The 21,577-nt window shown below is 66.3% G+C and carries 21 protein-coding genes; 11 read left to right on the top strand and 10 right to left on the bottom strand.

Annotation, left to right across the window (positions count from 1 at the left end; genetic code table 11):
* Positions 1-26: 26 nt before the first annotated feature.
* Positions 27-1,589: an ABC transporter substrate-binding protein gene (locus tag EV560_RS09990; protein WP_131855616.1), complete on the top strand. Its 1,563-nt coding sequence runs from the start codon at positions 27-29 to the stop codon at positions 1,587-1,589.
* 172 nt (positions 1,590-1,761) lie between these two features.
* Here EV560_RS09990 and EV560_RS09985 read toward each other — a convergent pair whose 3' ends face one another.
* A complete protein-coding gene (locus EV560_RS09985) occupies positions 1,762-2,091 on the bottom strand; it encodes a hypothetical protein (protein WP_131855615.1) in 330 nt (109 codons plus the stop codon).
* A gap of 164 nt (positions 2,092-2,255) precedes the next feature.
* Between EV560_RS09985 and EV560_RS09980 the strand changes: the two genes are divergently transcribed.
* On the top strand, positions 2,256-3,188 hold the full coding sequence (locus tag EV560_RS09980) for a succinylglutamate desuccinylase/aspartoacylase family protein (protein WP_131855614.1): 933 nt from the start codon (positions 2,256-2,258) through the stop codon (positions 3,186-3,188).
* Between the two features lie 90 nt (positions 3,189-3,278).
* Here EV560_RS09980 and cobF read toward each other — a convergent pair whose 3' ends face one another.
* A complete protein-coding gene (gene cobF, locus EV560_RS09975; RefSeq protein ID WP_131855613.1) occupies positions 3,279-4,034 on the bottom strand; it encodes a precorrin-6A synthase (deacetylating) in 756 nt (251 codons plus the stop codon).
* 200 nt (positions 4,035-4,234) lie between these two features.
* On the bottom strand, positions 4,235-5,332 hold the full coding sequence (locus EV560_RS09965) for an AGE family epimerase/isomerase (RefSeq protein WP_165923405.1): 1,098 nt from the start codon (positions 5,330-5,332) through the stop codon (positions 4,235-4,237).
* A gap of 385 nt (positions 5,333-5,717) precedes the next feature.
* Here EV560_RS09965 and EV560_RS09960 point away from each other — a divergent pair, with 385 nt between their 5' ends.
* Positions 5,718-6,926, top strand: coding sequence for an extracellular solute-binding protein (locus EV560_RS09960; RefSeq protein ID WP_131855610.1), 1,209 nt, complete (start codon positions 5,718-5,720; stop codon positions 6,924-6,926).
* A gap of 145 nt (positions 6,927-7,071) precedes the next feature.
* On the opposite strand, the gene EV560_RS09955 is transcribed toward EV560_RS09960, so the two are convergent.
* The 7 genes from EV560_RS09955 to phnA form a co-directional block, all read right to left on the bottom strand.
* The gene (locus EV560_RS09955) at positions 7,072-8,100 is read right to left on the bottom strand and encodes an LLM class flavin-dependent oxidoreductase (protein ID WP_131855609.1); all 1,029 of its coding nucleotides are present in this window, start codon (positions 8,098-8,100) and stop codon (positions 7,072-7,074) included.
* A gap of 253 nt (positions 8,101-8,353) precedes the next feature.
* Positions 8,354-10,096 (bottom strand): dipeptide ABC transporter ATP-binding protein, encoded by a 1,743-nt coding sequence (locus EV560_RS09950; RefSeq protein WP_131855608.1) that lies wholly within the window; start codon positions 10,094-10,096, stop codon positions 8,354-8,356.
* A complete protein-coding gene (locus tag EV560_RS09945; RefSeq protein WP_131855607.1) occupies positions 10,096-11,004 on the bottom strand; it encodes an ABC transporter permease in 909 nt (302 codons plus the stop codon). The genes EV560_RS09950 and EV560_RS09945 overlap by 1 nt, the downstream gene beginning before the upstream one ends.
* Positions 11,001-11,945: an ABC transporter permease gene (locus EV560_RS09940; RefSeq protein ID WP_131855606.1), complete on the bottom strand. Its 945-nt coding sequence runs from the start codon at positions 11,943-11,945 to the stop codon at positions 11,001-11,003. The genes EV560_RS09945 and EV560_RS09940 overlap by 4 nt, the downstream gene beginning before the upstream one ends.
* 24 nt (positions 11,946-11,969) lie before the next feature.
* Positions 11,970-13,520, bottom strand: a complete 1,551-nt coding sequence (locus tag EV560_RS09935; protein WP_131855605.1) for an ABC transporter substrate-binding protein — start codon at positions 13,518-13,520, stop codon at positions 11,970-11,972.
* A gap of 29 nt (positions 13,521-13,549) precedes the next feature.
* On the bottom strand, positions 13,550-14,830 hold the full coding sequence (locus EV560_RS09930) for an alkaline phosphatase family protein (protein ID WP_131855604.1): 1,281 nt from the start codon (positions 14,828-14,830) through the stop codon (positions 13,550-13,552).
* Positions 14,831-14,833: 3 nt separating this feature from the next.
* Positions 14,834-16,102 (bottom strand): phosphonoacetate hydrolase, encoded by a 1,269-nt coding sequence (gene phnA / locus EV560_RS09925; RefSeq protein ID WP_131855603.1) that lies wholly within the window; start codon positions 16,100-16,102, stop codon positions 14,834-14,836.
* A 15-nt stretch (positions 16,103-16,117) separates the two neighbouring features.
* Here phnA and EV560_RS09920 point away from each other — a divergent pair, with 15 nt between their 5' ends.
* The 8 genes from EV560_RS09920 (at position 16,118) to EV560_RS09885 (ending at position 21,502) form a co-directional block, all read left to right on the top strand.
* A complete protein-coding gene (locus tag EV560_RS09920) occupies positions 16,118-17,071 on the top strand; it encodes a LysR substrate-binding domain-containing protein (RefSeq protein ID WP_131855602.1) in 954 nt (317 codons plus the stop codon).
* Positions 17,072-17,195: 124 nt separating this feature from the next.
* Complete coding sequence (locus EV560_RS09915; protein ID WP_131855601.1) at positions 17,196-17,519, top strand: ArsR/SmtB family transcription factor; 324 nt, start codon at positions 17,196-17,198, stop codon at positions 17,517-17,519.
* Positions 17,516-17,947, top strand: a complete 432-nt coding sequence (locus EV560_RS09910; protein WP_131855600.1) for an SRPBCC family protein — start codon at positions 17,516-17,518, stop codon at positions 17,945-17,947. Before EV560_RS09915 ends, EV560_RS09910 begins: the two co-directional genes overlap by 4 nt.
* A 57-nt stretch (positions 17,948-18,004) precedes the next feature.
* Positions 18,005-18,226, top strand: a complete 222-nt coding sequence (locus EV560_RS09905; RefSeq protein ID WP_131855599.1) for a hypothetical protein — start codon at positions 18,005-18,007, stop codon at positions 18,224-18,226.
* Between the two features lie 4 nt (positions 18,227-18,230).
* Positions 18,231-18,704 (top strand): DUF1801 domain-containing protein, encoded by a 474-nt coding sequence (locus EV560_RS09900; RefSeq protein ID WP_131855598.1) that lies wholly within the window; start codon positions 18,231-18,233, stop codon positions 18,702-18,704.
* A gap of 26 nt (positions 18,705-18,730) precedes the next feature.
* The gene (locus tag EV560_RS09895; protein WP_131855597.1) at positions 18,731-19,156 is read left to right on the top strand and encodes a DUF1801 domain-containing protein; all 426 of its coding nucleotides are present in this window, start codon (positions 18,731-18,733) and stop codon (positions 19,154-19,156) included.
* Positions 19,157-19,325: 169 nt separating this feature from the next.
* Positions 19,326-20,027, top strand: a complete 702-nt coding sequence (locus EV560_RS09890) for an FCD domain-containing protein (RefSeq protein WP_131855596.1) — start codon at positions 19,326-19,328, stop codon at positions 20,025-20,027.
* 32 nt (positions 20,028-20,059) lie between these two features.
* On the top strand, positions 20,060-21,502 hold the full coding sequence (locus tag EV560_RS09885; RefSeq protein ID WP_131855595.1) for an MmgE/PrpD family protein: 1,443 nt from the start codon (positions 20,060-20,062) through the stop codon (positions 21,500-21,502).
* The last annotated feature ends 75 nt before the right edge of the window (positions 21,503-21,577 follow it).

Below are 21,577 nucleotides of genomic sequence, written 5' to 3'. Positions count from 1 at the left end.
CGACGATCGAGACCTGGGAGGGAAAGATGAGATCATTCACGAGACGATTGGCGATGGCCTCCGCGGCTATCGCGCTAATCTTGGCGGCGCTGCCGGCGCTGGCGCAGACCACGCTGAAGGTGCGGCCCTTCGGTGACCTGCGCACGCTCGATCCGATGACGACCTCGGACTACATGGTCCGCAACCACGCCTACATGGTCTACGACACGCTGTTCGCGCAGAATTCGGCCGGGCTGATCAAGCCGCAAATGGTCGAGAGCTATACGACCTCGCCGGACGGGCTGACCTGGACCTTCGTGCTGCGCGACGGGCTGAAGTTCCACGACAAGACCGACGTGACCTCGGCCGATGTGGTCGCTTCGCTGAAGCGCTGGGGCGAGCGTGACGGGCTCGGCCAGCAGTTGATGGCGCAAACGGCCTCGCTGACCGCGACCGACCCGAAGACGGTCACGCTCGTGCTCAAGGCCAAATGGGGCCTCGTGCTCGACGCGCTGGGCAAGCCGAGCTCGATGCTGCCGGTGATCATGCCGGCTCGCATCGCCGCGACGCCGTCGAGCCAGAACATCACCGATGCCACCGGCTCCGGCCCGTTCATGCTGGTCAGGGACGAATGGTCGCCCGGCGCCAAGATCGTCTACGCGAAGGCGCCGACCTATGTGCCGCGCAAGGAAGCGCCGGACGGGCTCGCCGGCGGAAAGATCGCCAATGTCGACCGCGTCGAATGGGTGATTATGCCGGATGCGCAGACGGCGCTGAACGCGCTCCAGGCCGGCGAGATCGACATTTTCGAGGAAGTGCCGCCGGACATGATCCCGCTGGTCAAGGGCAACCCGAAGATCAAGATCGGCAAGCTCGCGGCGCTGCAGGGCGTGTTCCGGATGAACCAGTCGCAGCCGCCCTTCAACAATCAGAAGCTGCGCCAGGCGATGCTGCGCCTGATCGACCAGGAGCAGACCTTGCGCGCCTATGTCGACGACAAGGCGCTCTATACCGTCTGCCTGTCCTTCTACATGTGCGACTCGCCCTATTACACCGACGCAGCCTATCCGAAGCCGGACGCGGCGGCGGCCAAGAAGCTCGTGGCCGAGAGCGGCTACAAGGGCGAGAAGATCGTGCTGCTCGACGCGACCGAGACGGCGCTGTCGCCGCACACGCTGGTCGTCGCCCAGATGATGCGCGATATCGGCCTCAACGTCGATTACCAGGCGATGGACTGGGGCACGCTGTCGAGCCGCCGCACCAGCAAGAACCCGGTCGAGCAAGGCGGCTGGTCGGTGTTCCAGTCGGGGCCCGCCTCGCCTGATATGACCGAGCCGGTCGGCCATCTCGGCCTGCGCTCGAATTGCGACAAGGCCTGGTTCGGCTGGCCCTGCGACGAGACGATCGAGAAGCTGCGCGAGGCCTTCACGACCGCGCCCGATCTTGACGCCCGCAAAGCGATCGCCAAGCAGATCCAGGAGCGCGCGGTCGAGACCGTGCCCTATGTCTCGGTCGGCCAGCTCTGGCTGGTGCGCGGCCAGCAGGCCAATCTCAACGGGCTGCTGACCACCGGTGTGCCGGTCTATTGGAATGTCAGCAAGGCGCGCTGATGCCAGCGATATCGTGACGAGAGCGGGCGCCGGAGACATCCGGCGCTCGTTTTCGCTGGGGCTCCGGTGCTAGGGCATGTCCGCGCTTCTCCGAAGCGCGAAAATTCTCTATCCCTTTGTTTTTACGCATTTTCTTCGCGCGAACCGGTGTCCACTTCGCCCAGAAAATGCTCTAGATGATCTCATAGGCAAAAAAGAGCGAGATCATCGTGATGCCGATCAGCCCGATGATGAAGCATTGGTCGGCGAGCAGCTCACAGCGCCGGCTCAACTCCTTCCTGTCGGCATGACGCATCGAAATATAGGAGGCGAGCGCGCTGGTCAGGAAGAGCAGCGCGGTCAACGCCGCGTATTCATCGACATGGCTCGGGCCGATATGTGCCTCGACGATCTTGGTCAGCCCGATCAAGGTGGTGCAGATGCCGATCATCGTGCCCGAGGTCGGCAGGATGTGGTGCGAGAGTGCCCGGTCCTTGCGTTCGGTGCTGCTGTCGATCGTCATCGCGGGCGAAGCTCGGGTTTCCGTAGACGGTGCCATTTAACCTCAAGGCCGCTGCCATCGACGAGAGATTTTTCGCCGGCGGCTGTTCATCGCGCCCGATCGCTCTAAGCTCCGTCGCGGCAGCCGGTTCAGGGCGGCCGAGGCGCTCTCACACGGATTCGACGATGACGACCCTACCGCCCATCCGCACCGGCAAGGCCCGCAGCGAATTCGGCCATGTCCGGCCGCTCGCAGAGGATATCGAGATTCCCTTCGGCATCATCGAGGGGGCGCAACCCGGGCCTTGCCTGCTGGTCACGGCCGGAGTCCATGGCTCGGAATATTGCTCGATCGAGACCGCGCTGCGGCTGCTGAAGCTTTCGCCCGAGCGGATCAAGGGCACGCTGATCGTGCTGCCCATCCTCAACCTGCAGGGCTTCCACAAGCGCAGCATCTACGTGATGCCGCAGGACGGGAAGAACCTGAACCGGATGTTCCCCGGCGATGCCGCCGGCACGACCAGCCAGCGCCTGGCGCATTGGCTGACGACGAGCGTCTATCCGCTCGCCGATGCCTATATCGATCTGCATGGCGGCGATCTCGACGAAGGGCTGGCGCCCTTCACGATCTATCCGCGCGCCTGTGCGAAGTCGCGGGCTCTGGCCGAGGCCTTCGGCCTGCCGGTGATCGTGGCGTCCGGCGGCGCCGGCTATACGCTCGACGCGGCCCATCAGCTCGGCATCCCCGGCATCCTGTCGGAGGTGAGCGGCAATGGCCTCTGGGACGAGGATACGGTCGGCATGATGAGCGCCGGCGTGCACCGTGTCATGCACAAGCTCGGGCTGATCGAGGCGGCCGAGCCGGCTCCTGAAGGCGAGCAGAAGGTCGTGACGATGTGGGTGCCCAAGGCGCCGGTCAGCGGGCTCTGGTATCCGGCCAAGACGCTCTCTGAGACGGTGGCGGAAGGCGAAGTGATCGGTGGGATCAGGGATGCCTTTGGCAAGGTGCTCGCCAGCATCCGCTCGGAGAAGGCCGGGTTCATTCTCTATCGGTTGACGAGCCTCGCGGTGAACCAGGACGAGGCGCTGCTGGGTGTGGGGACCCTGCTGGAGGCGTGAGCTTCTGTCGCGGCGCGAACGTTACAGCTTGGCGAGCGAAGACCTCCTCAACCCTGCCCCTCTCCCGTCCGGAGAGGGGTTTCCCGCGTCCTAGTCGTTATCTGGCGTCGCTTTGCGCAGCAGATAGGTATCCATGATCCAGCCCTTGGCCTCGCGCGCCTCGCGCCTGACCCGCTCGATCTCCTCGCTGACCTCGCCGAGCTTGCCGGACACCAGGATCTCTTCCGGCGCCCCGAGATAGGCGCCCCAGAAAATCTCGTAGTTACCTGTGACGCGCGTAAATGCCTGCTCGCCATCGAGCATCACCACCGTGTCCTCTGCGGGGTTCGACGGGAGCTTTCGCCCGGTGGTGATCAGCACCGGCTCGCCGATGCGGTTCAGCGGGATACGGTGCCGGGCGGCGAGCGCCTGGATGCTGGTGATGCCGGGGATGACCTCGTAGTCGAGCGCGATGCCCGTCGCCCGGATGCGCTCGATGATGCGCAAGGTGCTGTCATAGAGGCTGGGGTCGCCCCAGACGAGCAGGGCGCCGCATTGATCCTCGCCAAGTTCGGCCGTGAAGAGCTCGCCATAGGCCTCGGCTAGCTTCGCGTGCCAGTCATCGACGGCGCCGCGATAGTCTGAGCCGGCCTCGGCCCGCTTCGGCGTCTTGAGGACGACGCTGCGATAGGCCTTGTTCTCGACGAAGCGGTCGAGGATGTCGGTGCGCAGCTGGCGCAGGGCCGCCTTCTCCTCGCCCTTGTCGGGAATGAAGAAGACATCGGCCTTATTCAGCGCGGCAATGGCCTGGATGGTCAGGTAATCCGGGTTGCCGGCGCCGATGCCGATGACGAGTATCCTGCGCATTCGGGTCCTCTTCGCGTCGCCCAATCCTTGTCGTCATGCCCGGCCTGTGCCGAGCATCCGTGTCTTGAACACGGCGCTTCGGCAGGAAGACGTGGATGGCCGGGATAAGCCCGACCATGACGGAAGCAGCGCAGCCCTACGACGGATTCCTTTGCGCCGCTACGCTTCGGCCGGCAGACGGAGCTCTTGAGGATGATGCCCTAGGCTTTTGCAGCGGTCTTCACCCGACAGACATCCGCCAGCGCCAGCAGCAAGTGATAAAGCACGCGCACGGGGACCGGCTCGATAACCTTGTTGCCGGACGCGTCGAGCTGGTTCGCCCAAAGTCCGGTTGCCGGGTCGACGAAATGCGCGAAGACAAGGCGCAGATGCTGGTCGAGCCGGGCGGCGGCCTCGTGGTCATCCTCGAACTCGACGCGCGCCGCCAGAGCCTTGAGATATTCCGTCTGCGGCCAGAGCAGAGCCGCGCCGTTCAGGACCCGACCTTGCGGGTCGACCTCGTTGATGACAGGCTTGCCCTGCGCACCCCCGCCGAATTTCTCGCCGAAGGCGAAGAGCTGGCGGGCGCTCTCGCGGGCACTCTTCGAGCCAGTCAGCCGCTCGTGATGATAGAGCAGCCAGGTCCATTCATAGTGATGGCCGGGTTCGCGGACGAGCCCCTTTTCGCCGGCAAATGGCGCCCAGTCATTGTCGAAGAACTCGCCCAGCGTCCCGTCGGCGGCAAAGCGCTGCTGCATCAGCCGCACGATCGCGTCGGCGCGCTCCAGCCAGCGCTTGTCGCCGGAGGACTCGGCCATGGCATGGCAGGCTTCGAGCAGGTGCATATGCGGGTTCTGGCGGTGCGGCACCGTATTGAGCGTGTCCTCGAGGAAGCCGCCCGAGGGCGAGGCGAGTTCCGTCTCGATGAAGCGCATCACCGCTTCCGCCTGTTCGAGCGGCTCGGCCTCACCGGTGGCCCGCGCGTACCAGGCCAGGGCGAAGATGACGAAGGCGAGGTCGTAGAAATCGGATTTGCCGTCGATGACTTCACCTGTCGCGGTGCAGGCATGGCTGAAGCGCCCATCGCTGCGCCGGCATTGCTTCAGCAGGAAGGAGAGGCCGTGCCGCGCCGCCGCGAGCGCGCCGGGCACGCCGAGCAGGTGGGCGTGGCTGAAGACATAGAGCGTCCGCGCAGTGACCAGCGTCGTGCGTCGTTCGGCCGTCATGATGCCACCATCGGGCCGGACCCATTCGGCATAGCCGGGGCGGCCGGGGTCATAGGCGCGTTCAAGCCAGCGCGGCAGCAGGGTTCCCGTCATCCAGGCGGAGAGGTCCTGCGCTGAAACTCCGACCATAGTTCACCCTTTCGCCACTCAATTCTTGTTGCCTGTCTACCGGTATGGTGTAACGCTCGCCATGCGGTTTGAGTAGAGCGCCATGGCGGCCAGTATCATCGACGTCGCGCACTGCGCCCATATTTCGGCCCCGACGGTTTCGAATTATGCGAACCGGCGGCTCGACCGCGTGGCTCCGGCGATGCAGGGAACAAGACGACGGGCGATCAGCGCGCTTGCCTTTGGCCGAAGCCGTATGGCGCCCCAATTCGAGGCGGGACGATCCGACATCACCGGCCCGGTGATGCGGGAGTCGGCGGCAGGTCCAGCCTGACCGCGAGAAGCAATGGCAATCCCAGGGAGAGGAACCATGACAGACCAGACCAGGAAGACCGGCCCGTCGCGCCGTCAGTTCGTCGAGGGCGGCGCCGCCGTCCTGACGCTCGGCGCGACCGGCGCCACCAGTGCCCTCGCGCAGGGCTTGCCGCTGCCGAAAGCGCCGGTAGCGCTGAACATCATCGACGTCGGCGGCGCGCTCGCCCTGCTGCAGAAGCCGCTGGAGAACTATCGCGACTCCAAGAAGAACCTGGTCTCGCGCATGACCTTCACCAAGGCGCCGGCGCCGGAACTGCCCGGCAAGATCAAGGCGATGCAATCGGCCAACCGCAACGATATCGACCTCGTCATCGGCGGCCTCGACGCGCTGGCGGCGGGCATCGAGCAGAAGCTCTGGGTCACGCTGCTGCCGGAGCATGCAGCGTCTCTGCCGGACCCGGCCAAGGTGCTGATGAAGCCGGCGCTCGATATGCACAATCTCGGCTCCGGCCAGGGCATGTGCGTGGTCTATTATCCGTCCGGGCCGCTGCTTGAGTACATGCCGGACCGGGTCAAGACGGTTCCGACCACGGCCGAGGAACTGCTCGCCTATACCAAGCAGAACCCGAACCGCTTCTTCTATGCCCGCCCGGCGAATTCCGGCCCCGGCCGCACCTGGATCATGGGCCTGCCCTACCTGCTCGGCGACAAGGACCCAAAGGATCCGGCCAATGGCTGGGAGAAGACCTGGGCCTATCTGAAGGAGCTCGGCAACGGCATCGAGTATTATCCGACCGGCACCGCCGCGACGATGAAGGAGCTCGGCGACGGCTCGCGCGACATGATCGTCTCGACCACCGGCTGGGACATCAACCCGCGCGTGCTCGGCATCGTGCCGAAGGAAGCCAAGATCCAGGCGCTAAAGGGTTTCCATTGGGTCTCCGACGCCCAGTACATGTACATCCCCAAGGGCGTTCCGGACGACAAGCTCGCCGTGCTGCTCGATCTGATCAGCTTCGCGCTGACCCCGCAGCAGCAGGCCTATACCTATGACGAGGGCTATTTCTATCCGGGCCCGGCGGTGAAGGACGTGCCCCTCTCGATGGCTCCGCCGGAGAGCCAGAAGGCGATCGCCGAATATGGCCGCCCGGAATACGAGGCCCTGATCGCCAACAACCCGATCGAGGTGCCGCTGACGCCGGACAAGATGGTGCTGGCCTTCCGTCGCTGGGACGAGGAAATCGGCGCCAAGCGCACGAAGTGATCGGTTTTCCATCGCTGGAAATGGAATGGCGCGCCGCGAGGCGCGCCATTTTGTTTAGCCCGTAGGAAATCCAGGGGGACCTGGAGCGCTGCCGCCCCTGGATTGCTTCGCTTCGCTCGCAATGACGATGTGGAGGATGCCCGCTTTACCTGAGCATCTCGCGCACGAGCGGCATCACCTTTGTCCCATAAAGCTCGATGCAGCGCATCAGCCGGTCATGCGGCAAGGGGCCGGCGCTGTATTTGAGCTGGAAGCGGGCGATGCCCAGCGTCTTCGCGGTCGTGGCGATCTTGCGGGCGACGGTCTCGGGCGAGCCGAGATAGAGCGAGCCGCGCTCGATCTCCTGCTCGAATTCAGCCCGTGCCATCGGCGGCCAGCCGCGCTCGCCGCCGATGCGGTCGCGCATCTGCTTGTAGTCAGGCCAGAATTCCTCGCGGGCCTGCTCGTCCGTCTCGGCGACATAGCCGGGCGAATGCACGCCGATCGGCTTCGCCTGCTTGCCGAGCTGTGCATAGGCGCGGTGGTAGAGATCGACATAGGGTTTGAAGCGCGCCGGGTCGCCGCCGATGATCGCAAGCATCAGCGGCAGGTCATAGCGGACTGCGCGAATGACCGATTCCGGGCTGCCGCCGACGCCGATCCAGGTCTTCAGCGGCCCGTTCTCGACCGGTGGGAAGACGCGCTGGTTGGTCAAGGGCGGCCGGATCGTGCCGCGCCAGGTCACGGCCTCGTCGTTGAGCAGCGCAGCGAAGAGATCGAGCTTCTCCTCGAACAGGGTCTCGTATTGCGAGAGCTCATAGCCGAAGAGCGGGAAGGACTCGGTAAAGGAGCCGCGGCCGAGAATGACCTCGGCGCGCCCGTTAGAGGCGGCATCCAAGGTCGAGAAGCGCTGAAAGACGCGGATCGGATCATCCGAGCTCAGCACGGTCACGGCCGAGCCGAGCCGGATGCGGCTGGTGCGGCCGGCGATGGCGGCGAGCACGGTCTCCGGCGTCGAGATGGCGAAATCGGCGCGGTGATGCTCGCCGAGCCCGATGAAATCGATGCCGAGTTCGTCCGCCAGCACCGCCTGCTCGATGACGTCGCGGATGACCTGCGCATGCGGCTTGAGCGCTCCGTCCGGCCCGCGTGTGACGTCGCCGAACGTATCCAGCCCGAGTTCAAGATCAGCCATGTCATGCCCCTTGGAGCACGCGCCGATATGATCGCGAGGCGATCGGATCGGATCACGCGTTTTCTATCAATCGTTGAGAGACGGATGCACCGATCAGGTTGATGCAACCTGACCGGATCCGGCTCGAGCGCCATTGAGTGTCGCGGCGTGACTTCGTGGTTTGGCCGCCCGCGATCAAGGCGCGCGGCATGACGAGGCGGCATGGCCACCGCGCGTTTCCTACGGCAGCCCTGATTCAGGCTGACGGGGGCGGTTACCCGACGTGTTCCTTAAAGGGCGTGCGCCATTCGCCACGGCCTGCAGCGGTCGCGCTGCCGATCGAGCCGGGCATCGCCGCCATCAGCGTCTGCGTATAGGGATCCTGCGGCGCCGTGACGATCGCCGTGGCCGGACCCTGCTCGACGATGCGGCCGCGATGCATCACGGCGATGCGGTCCGAGACCCAGCGCACGATCTCGATGTCGTGGCCGACGAACATCATCGCGAAGCCGCGCTTCGCCTGGAGTGCCTTGAGCATGGCGATCACCTGCATCTGCACGGTCGCGTCGAGGGCCGAGACGATCTCGTCACAGATCAGCAGCTCAGGCTCGGAGAGGAGCGCCCGGGCGATACAGACGCGCTGGCGCTGGCCGCCGGAGAGCTGGTGGGGATAGCGCGCGAGATGATCGCCGCCGAGCCCGACATCGACCAGCGCCGCCTCGATCCGTCTCCGGTCATCGCGATTGGAGAGGCCGAGCAGTTCGAGCGGCTCGCGCATGGCGGCCTCAACGCTGAGCCTGGGATTGAGGGCGCCATAGGGGTTCTGGAAGATGATCTGGCAGCGCCGGCGCAGGGCGCGGTCGAGCCGCGCCATCCGCGCAATCGACGTGCCGAACAGCGTGATCTCGCCCCCGCCGGGACGGGCCAGGCCGATGGCGAGGCGGGCAAGCGTCGACTTGCCCGAGCCGGATTCGCCGACAATGCCCAATGTCTCGCCCGGTGCGATCGCAAGCGAGACGCCGTGGAGCGACCGGAACGGCCGGCCGAGGATGCGCCTGGCGGGATAATCGTGGACGAGCTCCTCGATGCGCAGCACCGGCTCGGACGCGCGCGCCACGGGCGGGGTCTGCGGCGGGGCGGCAAGCATCCGGCGCGTCGAGACGAGTTTGCGGGTATAGTCCTCGCGCGGATCGGCGAGAACGATGGCGGCGGGTCCGTATTCGACCGCCCGGCCGGCCTGCATGACGACGATGCGGTGCGCGAGCTCGGCTGCCGCCGCCAGATCATGAGTGATGAACAGCAGCGCATTGCCGAGCCTGCGCTGGAGGTTCTTCAGGAGCCGGAGGATTTCGGCCTGGACGGTGGCATCGAGCGCGCTCGTCGGCTCGTCGGCGATGAGCAGGCGCGGCTCGGCGGCCAGTGCCATCGCGAGCATGACGCGCTGCTGCTGGCCGCCGGAGAGCTCATGCGGGTAGCGGCGGGCGATGGCAGCGGGATCCGGCAGCTCGACCAGTGCGAGCAGCTCCAGGATGCGCGCGCGCCGCTGACCGCTCGAGTATTTCCGCGTTTCTCCGAATCGCGAAAATTCTCCATCTCTCTGTTTTGACGGATTTTCTTCACGCGAACCGGTATCCACTTCGCTCGAAAATGCTCTATTGCCGGTCCCGAGTCTTTGGAGGGCCTCGTCGATCTGCCCGGCCACCGTCATGAACGGGTTGAGGCAGCTCATCGGGTCCTGGAAGACCATGCTCATGGCGCGGCCGCGCAGCGGGCGCATCGCGGCGTCGTCCTCGGGCCGGAGCGGCAGGCCGTCGAAGCGCAGGCGCGAGCGCTCGGCGATGCGGGCGCCCGGCGGCAGCAGCCCCATGATCGCCGCCGCCGTCATCGACTTGCCCGAGCCGGATTCGCCGATCAGCGCCATGGTCTCCCCAGGCGCGATCGAGAAGGAGAGATCACGCACGACTCGCCGACCGGCAATCGCGATACCGAGATCGGCAATGTCGAGGATCGGCCGCATCAGGAGAGCCTCGGATCGATCAGGCGGTGAAGCATGTCGACGACCGTGTTGATCGCGACGAGCGCGAGCGCGATCAGCGTCACGGCGGCGAGGATGATCGGATAGTCGCGGCCATGGATGGCGTTGAGCGTCAGGCTGCCGAGCCCGGGCAGCCCGAACAGGACCTCCATCGTCAGCGAGCCGGCTACGAGTCCGCCGAGCACGAGGCCCGACAGAGCGAGCACGACCGGCATCGCGGCCGGCAGGACATGGGCGAAGGCGATGCGCCAGGGCGAGAGCCCCTTGGCGCGCGCGGTGCGCACATGCGGCAGCATCACCGCCTCGCGCAGTTCCTCACGCAGCGACTTGACGATCTGGCCGGCATTGTCGAGCCCGATCACCAGCACCGGGACGAGCAGCCCGCCGATGACCGGGAGCCAGCCCAGCCAGATCGAGAAGACGAGGATCGCCGCGACGCCGGCGCAGAAGGTCGGAACCGCGATCGACCAGGTGTTGACGACATCGATCGCCGCATCGAGCCAGCGCGAGGGCCGCGCCGTGGCGGCGACAGCGAGCAGGAGGGCGAGCGCGACGCCGAAGCAGAAGCTCAGCGCGGCGAGCTTGGCGGTGACGGGAAGAGCCGTCCCGAGCATCTCGCCGACCGGGCGGTCGAAACGGATCGAGCGGCCGAAATCGCCGGCGAGCGCATGGCCGACCCAGTTCACGAGCTGGAGCGGCAAGGGCTGGTCGAGCCCGAGACTATGGCGCATCTCGGCCTGCTGCTCGGCGCTCAGCCCACCTTCGAGACCGAGCACGTCGACGACGTCGCCCGGCATCACCCGGCAGAGGAAGAAGGTCAGCATGACGATGAAGGCGGCTTGCAGCAGGCCACGCAGCAGGCTGGCGAGAATGGCGAGGATGCGGGTCATGCCGATACCCTCATGGCGGTCGCGAGCGGCGGCTGGGTTGCGGCTTCCGCCTCGTCATCCCCGGCAGGAGCGCGGGTTTCGCCACGGACTGGATCGAGGTGACGGCGCAAATGGTTGCCGATCACGGACAGGCTGAGCGTCAGCAGCACCAGCGCCACGAGCGGCACCAGGATGGCGTGCGGGGCACGTTCGACGAAGCGGCTGGAATCCGCGATCATCCGGCCCCAGGTCGGCTCGTCCGGCGAGGAGCCGACGCCGAGGAAGCTCAACACCGATTCCGTGACGATGCAGCGCGGCAGGACGATCGCGGCCTGGGTCACCAGCGCGCCGGCAATGTTGGGCAGGATGTGGCGCCGCAGGATGTGGAGCCTGCCCCCGGAAAAACTCGCGGCTGCCTGGACATAATCCCGCGCCGCCTCGCGCAGATAGGTCGCGCGGGTCACATAGGCGACGAGCGGCGCGAAGGAGATGCCGAGCGCCAGGATCAGCGGGCCGGGGCCGCTGCCGAGACCGACGATCAGCAGGAGCGCGAGCAGCGTGCCGGGAAGCGCGCGGACGAGATCGATGAGCGCGAAGAGAAAAGCCGCCGGCCAGCGCCCGAAAGCCAGGGCGAGGAGGCCGAGCCCGGCGCCGATGGCGAAGGCGATCGCCGTGCCGGCGACGGAAATCTCCAGTGTCGAGCGCGCGCCATAGAGCAACCGCGCGAAGACATCGCGGCCGAGATGGTCTGTGCCGAGCGGGAAATCCGCGCTCGGCCCCTGGTTGATGGCGAGCAGATCCTGGTCGAGCGGCGAGTTCGCCGTCAGCCAGGGCGCCGCCGCACCGGCTGCAACGACCAGCAGCACGACGGCGCAGGCGAGGACGAGGCCGAGCGGCCAGCGGCGCCGTGATGGTGGCGCCGGCTCGAGGCCGGCTTTCTCCGCTGAACCCGGGATCGCCATGGCCGCCGCCCTCCCGCCGTCAGATCAGGCGTCGATCGAGGTGTGGGCGACGCCGCCGCTCGCCCAGTGGCAGGCCCAGGTGAAGCCGGGGTCATAACCCTTCACGCCCTTGCGGACGGCGATCAGGCTCGGCGCGTGCCCGAGCACGTAGAAATAGCCCTTGTCGATGACGCGCTGGGAGGCGTTGAGATAGGTCGCCCTGCGCTTGGCGGCGTCTGGCTCCTTCACCGCCTCGTCGATCAGCTTGTCGAGATCCGGGTCCTGGATGCCGCCCCAGAGGACCGGATTGGGGCCGTCGCTCATCAGGCGGACATAACGCAGGAAGATATCGGCGCGCGGGCCGGAGGCCATCGCGTTCATGTCCCAATCGTACTGGCCGAGGCGCTTCTGTGCGCCGATATCGTCGAGCGCGACATGGTTCACCTTGAAGCCGAGCTTGCGCACCATCTGGACGACGACCTGGGCATAGGGCTCCTGCCAGGAGACGAACTCGATCGTGTGGTCGGCCGGCTTCACGCCGGCTTCGGCCAGGAGCTTCCTGGCTTGGTCGAGATCCGGCTTGCGGAAAGCGTCGGCGTCATGGCTGGCCTGGTCGAAATAGACATTGCCGGGCGCGACGATCTGATTGGTGACGATGCCCTTGTCGCCGCCGACGAACTTCATGAGGGCGGCCTTGTCCACGGCGAGGCCAAGGGCGCGGCGGACGCGCTCGTCGTCGAAGGGCTTGCGCGGCTTGCGGTTGTTGAAGGCGACGAAGTACCAGGTCGAGTCCTTGAGGCCCGAGATGGTGGCGACGCCGGCCTTCTCGAGACCTTCGGCGGCTTCACGCTCGGCGCTGATGATGTGGACGTCCCCGGCGCGCAGGGCGAGGCTCTTGTCGACGCCGTCGCGCAGATCGAACTCGACCGCCTCGACCTTGGGCGCGCCGCTCTTCCAATAGTCGGCAAAGGCCGGCGCGAACAGCTTCACCTTGGGCTGCCAGGTGCCGAAGGTGAAGGGGCCGGTGCCGATCGGGGTCTTGATCGTGTCGTCCCAGCCTTCGGATTTCGGCGACAGGATCCAGAGCTCGGACAGCAGGCTGAGAAGCGGCGAATAGGGCTCCTTCAGCGTGACGACGAGCGTGGTCGCGTCGGGCGTCTCCAGCTTCTCGACGCCCTTCATGGCGGAGACGAGCCAGCCGCCCTTCACCTTGGTCTTGACGCGCTCGAAATTGGCGGCGACGTCGGCGGCGCTCATCACGTCGCCATTGTGGAACTTGACGTTCTGCCTGAGCTTGAAGCGATAGCTCAGACCGTCCGGCGAGATCTCGAAGCTCTCGGCCAGGAAGGGCTCGACCGAGCCGTCGGCGGCGATCGAGGTCAGCGTCTCGACATAGCATTGCTGCACCGCGATGCTGCCGGTGTGGCGATGCGGGTCGGAGGTGTCGAGGCCGAGCGTGGCATATTTGAGCACGCCCTTGCGGGCGGTCTGGCCGAAGGCCTCGACGGGCAGGACGGCAAGGGCGGCGGCGAGGCTGGCACTGCCGGCGAGGAAAGTGCGGCGGTCAAGGCCGTGATCACTGCTGAAACGGGTCATGGCTGCGTCTCCGAGTGGTGGTGCGAAGGTCAGGGGCGAAACTGCAGCGATCGGCCGTCGAGGCCGTCCGCGTCATGTCCGAGAAAGGCGAGAAGGGTCGGGGCCAGGTCGATGGCCGAGCTCGGCTCGGCGGCCACCGCGCCGGCCGCGAAGCCAGGGCCGTCCAGCACCAGCACCGGCGACTGCTCGTAGCGGCCGAGCCCGCCATGCTGACCGCAGCCGAGCCGGTCGGCCTTGCCGCCCGCCGGCTTGGCCGCGAGGCTGAGGCCCGGTACGCCGTATTCGTTGACGGCCTCGTCATCGGCCGCCATCGACACGGCGAAGGCGAGCCCTCCGCCTGCGGGAATGCCGAATGCCGAGAATTCGTCGGGCGTGATCAGCCTGCCCACCCAGGAGCGCTCGGCAAGGAAGGCGGCGAGCGGCGCGACACGGCGCTCGTATTGTGGATCGACATAGATCAGCGCCGCGGTGCCGTTCGGCGCGACGACGACATCGGTCGACTCCGGGGCCTCCTTCAGGCCCGCCGCGATCAGCTCGGCGGCGATGTCAACCACACCCGAGACGGTCTGGTGGCCGTGATCGGAGCCGACAAGCAGCAGGATCTCCTCGCCACGCGCGCGGGCGGCATCGACGGCATCGATGACCGTGCCGACATGGGCGTCGGCCCTGCGCAGTGCCTCGTGATTTTCCGGCGAGCCGAGCGGATAATCATGCTGGGTCGTGTCGGGATGGCCGAGCCAGGCGAGCGCCAGCGCCGGCTTGCCGTCCTCGATCGCCTCACTCGTGAAACGGGCGACCAGGGCGGCATCGCCGTCGAGATCGCCGGCGATCCTGAGCGCCTGTCCAGCCGCGACCGGCTCCCGCCCCGGACCGAAACTGCCGGCGCGGTGATAGACATGGCCGTGCCCGAGCGGGTCATGCAGATAGGCCGCGCCAGGCGAGACATTGTTGAAGATGACGACGCCGCCGACCGGAGCGAGCCGTTCGGCCAGCGTCGGCATGGCGAGGGCCTCGCCGGTAAGGCGCTGCTTCTCGGTAATGAATTCGGGTTTGCCGGCATCGAACAGGGCGAGCGCGCCATTATCCACCAGCGCGATCGTGTTTCCGGCGAGACCGTGGCGGGCTGGCCGGCAGCCCGTCGCCACGCTCGACGAGACGACGCGGGTCACGGATGGGAAGACCGAGCCATGCTGCGCGCACCAGGTCGCGCGCTCCCGCAAAGCCGAGAGCCGCGGCATCAGCTCGGGGGTGACGAAATCCCGGCGGAGCCCATCGAGGATGAGGACGACGGCGCGGCGTTTGTCGGTCATCGCTCAGTTCCCCTCGGACCGCGTGCCGTTCAGCACGAAATCGAAAATGTCGTAGTTGTGGAGCTGCTCGGTCGCCGCCTTGCGCCGATAGGTCGCGTTGAGCGGCTGCGAGACGAGGAAGGGCACGTCGCGTTCGGCCACGCTGCCATGCGAGCGCAGCCGGGCGCCGGCGAGTTCGCCGAGCGCATGGGCGCCCTTGTGAGTGCCGAGCGCGACGCCCTTGCCGGCGATGACGGCGACGTCGCCCTCCCGCTCCATCGGCTGGTCGAAGCGGCGGCACATCTCTTCGCGCGGCAAGGCGAGCTCGACCCCGGGAAGCCGGCTCACGAAATCACGGACCTCGTCATGGTCGAGATCCCCGAGGATATGGACGCGGACGAAGCCGCCGAGCGCGCCGTGATGGCGCACGAACGGATCGGTGATCGGGCAGATGACCCGGGTCTGGCCGGCGCCGTAGCGGGCATCGAGCCGGTCGCCGAGGTAAAGGATGTTCGGCGAGCCATCGGCGAGCGAGAGATCGGTCATGCCGTGATCGGCGACGATGCCGACCGTCGCGCCTTCATCCAGCAGCGCTCCGACCCGCCGGTCGACCGATCGGATGAAAGCGTCGGATTCCGGCGCGCCCGGCGCATGCGCGTGCTGGACGAAGTCCGAGAGCGAGAGATAGAGCACCTGCGCCCGGCCGGTCCGGAGCAGGCGAAGCCCGGCGTCCAGCACGAAGAGCGAGAGTTCCGGCGAGTACTGGTCGGGAACGGGCTGTCCGGCCTGCGCTTCCTCGCCGGAGATGCCGTGTTCCGCCACGGTGCAGGCGGACGCTTTTTCGGCCGAGAAGGCGATGCCTTGCAGGCCTTCGCCTGCCAGCCCGACCGCCAGCGCCTTGCGCAGCTTGTCCTTGGCGGTGACGGCGGCGACCTTCACGCCCGCCTGGGAGAGGCCGGCGAGAATCGTCGGCGCGCTGAGCGGGCCGGCATCGGTCATCATGACCTCTTTGCCGGTGGCGCGATCATACCAGTAATTGCCGGAGATGCCGTGGACGCGCGGCGGAGCGCCGCAGACGATCGAGACGTTGTTCGGGTTGGTGAAGCTCGGCATGGCCGAGTGCGCGCTGGCGTAGAAGCCGTTCTCCGCCATATCGGACACGCGCGGCGAGATGCGTCTTATGGCTGCGTCTGCAAGATATGATGGATCAAATCCATCATAGCAGATCACAACAATAGGTATTTTCGGCAGCAAATAGCCGCGGCCGTTCGTATATATTGAGTTATCAGGCACTTTCGCTCTCGGTTTTTGCTTTTACCGAGGGCTATATCGACTTGTTTACGCCGACATGAAAGCGATTTATGTTCGCCTGAATTTGAGCTCAGGTTAAATCCAATGTCGCGAATGCCTTCACTGCGTGCTCTGGAGACTCTCGAGGCGGTCGTCCGTACCGGCAACATTGTTGCCGCTGCGGATGACCTGTGTGTGACGCCCGGTGCGGTCAGCAAGCAGCTCGGGCAGTTGCAGGAAGCCATCGATGCTCCCCTGTTCGAGAAGGGGCACCGCCTGCGCCCGACCGCGCTCGCAACGGAGCTGGCGCAGAGCGTCGGAGCCGGCCTGCAACAGATCCGCAATGGCTGGGAGGCTGCATCGCGCAAGGGAGAGCGCCATGTCCTCACACTGGCCGCCAATGCAACGCTCTCGGTTCACTGGCTGATGCCACGCCTGGTCGATGCGCAGGCGGCGACGGGCGGACGCGCCATCCGCGTCTCGGCGCTCCACACGACAGATGACTGGCAGAGCGCGCAGTTCGACATCGCCATTCTGCGCACCTCCTGGCGGCCCGAAGGCTGGCGGCACCGCGAAATCGGGGTCGAGCGGTTGACGTTACTCGCCCCGCCTGAGCGCGCCGGGGCGTTGCGCGCCACTGGTCTTGCCGGTGTCGAAGCCGAGACCATCTTTGCTGCGGAAACGCGGAGCGGTGAGCTTGAAGGCTGGATCGAGGCTGCGGGAATCAAGCGGCCGGCGGCAATCCGCTCGGCGCCGCATTTCTACATCGCGGCTCAGGCGGCGATATCGGGGCAGGGCTGCGTCATCGGCCCGCCGAGCGTGCTGCGCGATCTCATCGACCAGGGCCGGCTTGTCGCGCCATTCCCGGAGATCACCGCGCAGGGCGCGACGCTGACGGCCGTTTTCGATCCCGACCGGTGCAAGGCTGCCTTCATCGACAAGCTGTTCGAGGCTCTGTTTCGAGGGTTCTGATCGCGATCGGAGGCTGCATAGCGTCGCCTCGCAGTTCCAGTCCGCGCCATCCGGCGCTGCCGCTTGACTACTCATAACTCGCTGGTTATTGGTTTGATCAATAACTATTGGGTTATGGGTTCCGATGCAGCACAGCCCCGATCTGCTCTTCAAGACGCTGGCCGACCCGACGCGGCGGGCCATCTTCGAGCGGCTGTGCCGTCACGGTGAACAGACCGTCGCGGCGCTGACGGCTCAGGCGGGCGTCTCGCAACCGGCCGTGTCGAAGCATCTCGGGGCCCTCAAGCAGGCCGGGCTAGTGCGCGACCGCCATGAGGGCCGCCAGACGCATTACAGCGCGCAGCGCGGTGCCCTGGCGCCGCTGCTCGACTGGACGAGCCAGATGGCCGGGTACTGGGAAACCCGGTTCGACGATCTCGAGGATTTGCTGAAAAGGATGGACCAATGACCGAAGCATCGGCCGAGACGCGCTCCGTCGTCGTCGAGCGCGAGATCGCTCATCCGCCGGAGAAGCTCTGGCGTGCGCTCACCCAACCGCACCTGATCGAGGAGTGGCTGATGAAGAATGATTTTAAGCCTGTCGTGGGGCACCAGTTCAATCTTCGCGGCGATTGGGGCGGTGTGCTCGATTGCGAGGTCCTCGCCGTCGAACCGAACAGGTCGCTGTCCTACACATGGAATTTCTCGCACGAGGATGCGGCCTTTGACCTGCGGAGCGTGGTGACGTTCACGCTCACCCCGACCGGAACGGGGACGCATCTGCGCATGGAACAGTCCGGGTTCCGGCCGAACCAGAAGCAGGCCTATCACGGCGCTGGCGCCGGCTGGCAGCAGTTCTTCACGAAGCTGGAGCAGATCCTGGCGCAGGCGGACTGAGATCCACCGGCATCGATCGTCAAATCTGCTGCGACGCGCGGCAATAGGGAGATCCCCATGAATACATGGATTCGACAGGCGCATCGCTGGCTGTCCATTGTCTTTACCGTGACGGTCATCGCCAATTTCATCGTGCTGGGGCTGAACGAGCGGCCGCTCTGGATCGTCTACGCGCCGCTGCTGCCTCTCTTCCTGCTGCTGTTCAGCGGGCTGTACATGTTCGCGCTGCCTTATGCCGCGCAATGGCGGGGCAGGCGACGCGCCGATGCAAGGACGTGAGCGCATGGCCGGAGAGGCGCCCAAAAAGCCGAAGGGGACCGCGAAAGTGGTTGCCGCCAAGCCGGGCGGCGCCGAGCCGATGCTGCTCTCAGGCGGCAATCCTCAGATCGCGAAAGGCTATGGCGACGCCCCCGTGCAGGCCTATATTGCGGCCATGCCGGGCTGGAAAAGCGATGTCGGGCGGCGGCTCGACGCCCTGATCGCGCGCACGATCCCCGGCGTGCGCAAGGCGGTCAAATGGAACTCGCCCTTCTACGGCGTTGCGGATGAGGGGCAGGGCTGGTTCCTCAGCCTTCATGTCTTCACGAACTACATCAAGGTGACCTTCTTCCGCGGCGCGTCGCTGCAGCCTCTCCCGGCGGGGCAATCGAAGCACAAGGACGTGCGCTATCTCGACATCCACGAGGGCCAGCTCGACGAGGCTCAATTCGTCGATTGGGTAAAGCAGGCGAGCCAATTGCCCGGCGAGCGACTGTGAGCGGAAATGAAGCGCGGGGCGCGACCATGATGAAGGCGGCATCCATGAAGGCGAATCCGAGAGACGCTCAGGACGGCGCAGCCTCTGCCTCCCAGCTGATCGATGCGAGGATCGCGGAGCTGGGAGACTGGCGCGGCGAGATGCTCGCCCGGCTCCGTGCGCTGATCAGGCAGGCCGATCCCGAAGTGGTCGAGGAGTGGAAGTGGCGCGGGGTTCCGGTCTGGTCCCACAGCGGATTGATCTGCACCGGCGAGACCTACAAGGCCGTGGTCAAGATGACCTTCGCCAAGGGGGCCTCACTCGACGATCCAGCAGGCCTGTTCAATTCCAGCCTCGAGGGCAATACCAGGCGCGCCATCGATTTCCGCGAAGGCGGTGAGGTCGATGAGGAAGCGTTGAAGGCCCTCATTCGCGCAGCCGTGGCCCTCAATACGTCACGCTCCAAGCGCTGAGCGAGCGGTCGGCACAGCCCGGGGGAAACAGGTCCATTCCGTTCGGAATCGGGCTGCATCGTGAGCGATCGCCGCCTGCTGTCCGGATACGATCGCCCTCGTGGCAGGCGCTTGACGCTTGCTTTGCAAACTGTTGACAGTTTTCAGTTGACGTTTATAACCCGATGACATGAACGCAACCGACGATGCTCTGACGATCCTCCGCACCCGCTCGCTCTCAGGCGTGCTTGAGCGTGAGATCGAGAAGGCGATCCTCGGCGGGGAGATCCCGCCGGGTAAGCGCGTCAACGAGAACCTGCTGGCGACGCGCTTCGGCACTAGCCGCGGTCCGGTGCGCGAGGCCCTCCGGGCGCTCGAAGGGCTCGGCCTGGTCGAGCTCATTCCCAATCGCGGCGTCTTCATCCGCCAGCCGGCGGTTGAGGAGGCGATCGAGATCTACGACGTGCGCACGGTGCTGTTCGGGCTTGCCGGCAAGCTCCTCGCTGCGCGCATCACCGATGCGGAGATCGCGCGGCTGAAGGGTTACCTCGAGCAGATGGAGGCGGCGGCGCGCAGCCGCGATTTCGATCGCTACTACCCGCTCAATCTCGCCTTCCACGAATTCATCATCGATGCCTGCGGTAATGCCACGCTCGCCGCGCAGTATCGTGGGCTGGTCAAGAAGCTGCATCTCTTCCGCGCCCGCAGCCTGGTGCAGGGCGGCGGTCTCGAGGTCTCCAACCTCGAGCATCGCGAGATGGTCGAGGCCGTCACGGCGCGGGACCCAGAGCGGGCGCAGCGCGCCCATTCCGACCATGTCGCCCGCGCCAAGGCGCGCCTGCTTGCCGCCTATCAGAAGGCCGAGGCGCAGGCGCCGCGCCTGACCAATTGACCGCCACCGTACAAGGGAAAACCGGACACGCCATGACCGAGCTCAACCACGTCACCGCCTCCGCCGTCGAATTCATGGAAACGGCGAGCTATGACAACCTCTCGGCCGAGGCGCTGCGGATCGGCCGGCGCTGCATCATCGATACGCTGGGCCTCTATCTCGCCGGCGGGCTCGAGGGCTCGGTGCGCATGCTGGCCGCCGATGCGGCCGAGACCGGCGGCAAGGCCGAGGCGCTGCTGATCGGCCATGGCCAGACCCGTGTTCCCGCCGCGCTCGCCGCCCGCGTGCTCGGCACTGCCGGCCATGCCCATGACTGGGACGATACCCAGGTCTCGCAGGATCCGCGCCATGTCTACGGCCTGCTGACCCATCCCTCGGTGCCGCCGCTGACGGCGGCCCTGGTGATGTCGCAGCGCCTTGGCGGCGTCGATGGCAAGCGCTTCATGCTCGCCTTCCAGACCGGTTTCGAGGTCGAGTGCAAGATCTCGGAATGGATGACGCCGCGCCATTATCGCCGCGGCCACCATACCAGCGGCACGGTCGGTACCTTCGGCTCCGCCGCCGCGGCTGCCAAGCTGCTCGGCCTCAAGGGCAGCCAGGCGGCGCATGCGCTCGGCATCGCGGCGAGCTTCGCCGCCGGCATCCGCTGCAACTTCGGCACGATGACCAAGCCGCTCCATGTCGGCCGCGCCTCCGAGAACGGCGTCACTGCGGCGCTGCTCGCGGCGCGCGGCTTCACCGCCGATCCGGCCGCGCTCGACGGCCAGTGGGGCTTCTTCCAGGTGATGGGCGAGGGGCTCTCCGAGGAGAAGCTGCCGCAGGGCTTCGGCAAGACGCTGACGATCGTCGAGCCCGGCATCAGCATCAAGCCCTATCCGTCGGGCATCCTGACCCACCAGTCGATGGATGCGATGCTGGCGCTGGTGCTCAAGCATGATCTCAAGCCCGAGCAGATCGAGCGCATCCGCTTCTTTGCCGGCAAGAACATTCTCGAGCCGATCCGCTACCCGCTGGCGCAGAACCATCTCCAGGCCAAGTTCTCGATGCCGGCGCTGCTTTCGATGATCGCGCTGTGCCGCCGCGCCAGCCATCACGAGTTCAGCGACGAGTTCGTCGCCGGGGCGGCGATGCAGGACATGCAGAAGCGCACCGAGGTTCTCGGCGATCCCGAGATCGACGCGCGTGGCTATGACAAGATCCGCTCGCGCATCGAGGTCGACACCAAGGATGGCCGCAAGCTCGTCGAATGGGCGGACGAGCGCTACCGCGGCGGCCCGGACAATCCGATCAGCGACGCCGATCTCGAGGCCAAGTTCCGGATGTGCGCCGAGGGCGCGATCAGCGACGCCGCCCAGGACAAGCTGCTCGAGATGGCCTGGAAGGTCGATGAGCTGCCGCGGATCGAGACGCTCGCCGAGCAGCTCGTCTTCGACACCACCACTGCGGCAAGGCCGCTGCGCGGCGCCGCGCACTGATACCGGCAGGCGCGGCCGAAGCCGCGCCGCCGCACCAATCGAAAGAGGCCTCTCCGATGCAGGGAGGCCCATTCA

It is taken from the genome of Allobosea sp. BK604 (genome assembly GCF_004341515.1).
In the GTDB taxonomy this organism is placed as follows: domain Bacteria; phylum Pseudomonadota; class Alphaproteobacteria; order Rhizobiales; family Beijerinckiaceae; genus Allobosea.
The sequence above is the reverse complement of the archived record's forward strand: the minus strand, read 5'-3'. Positions and strand labels throughout refer to the sequence as shown.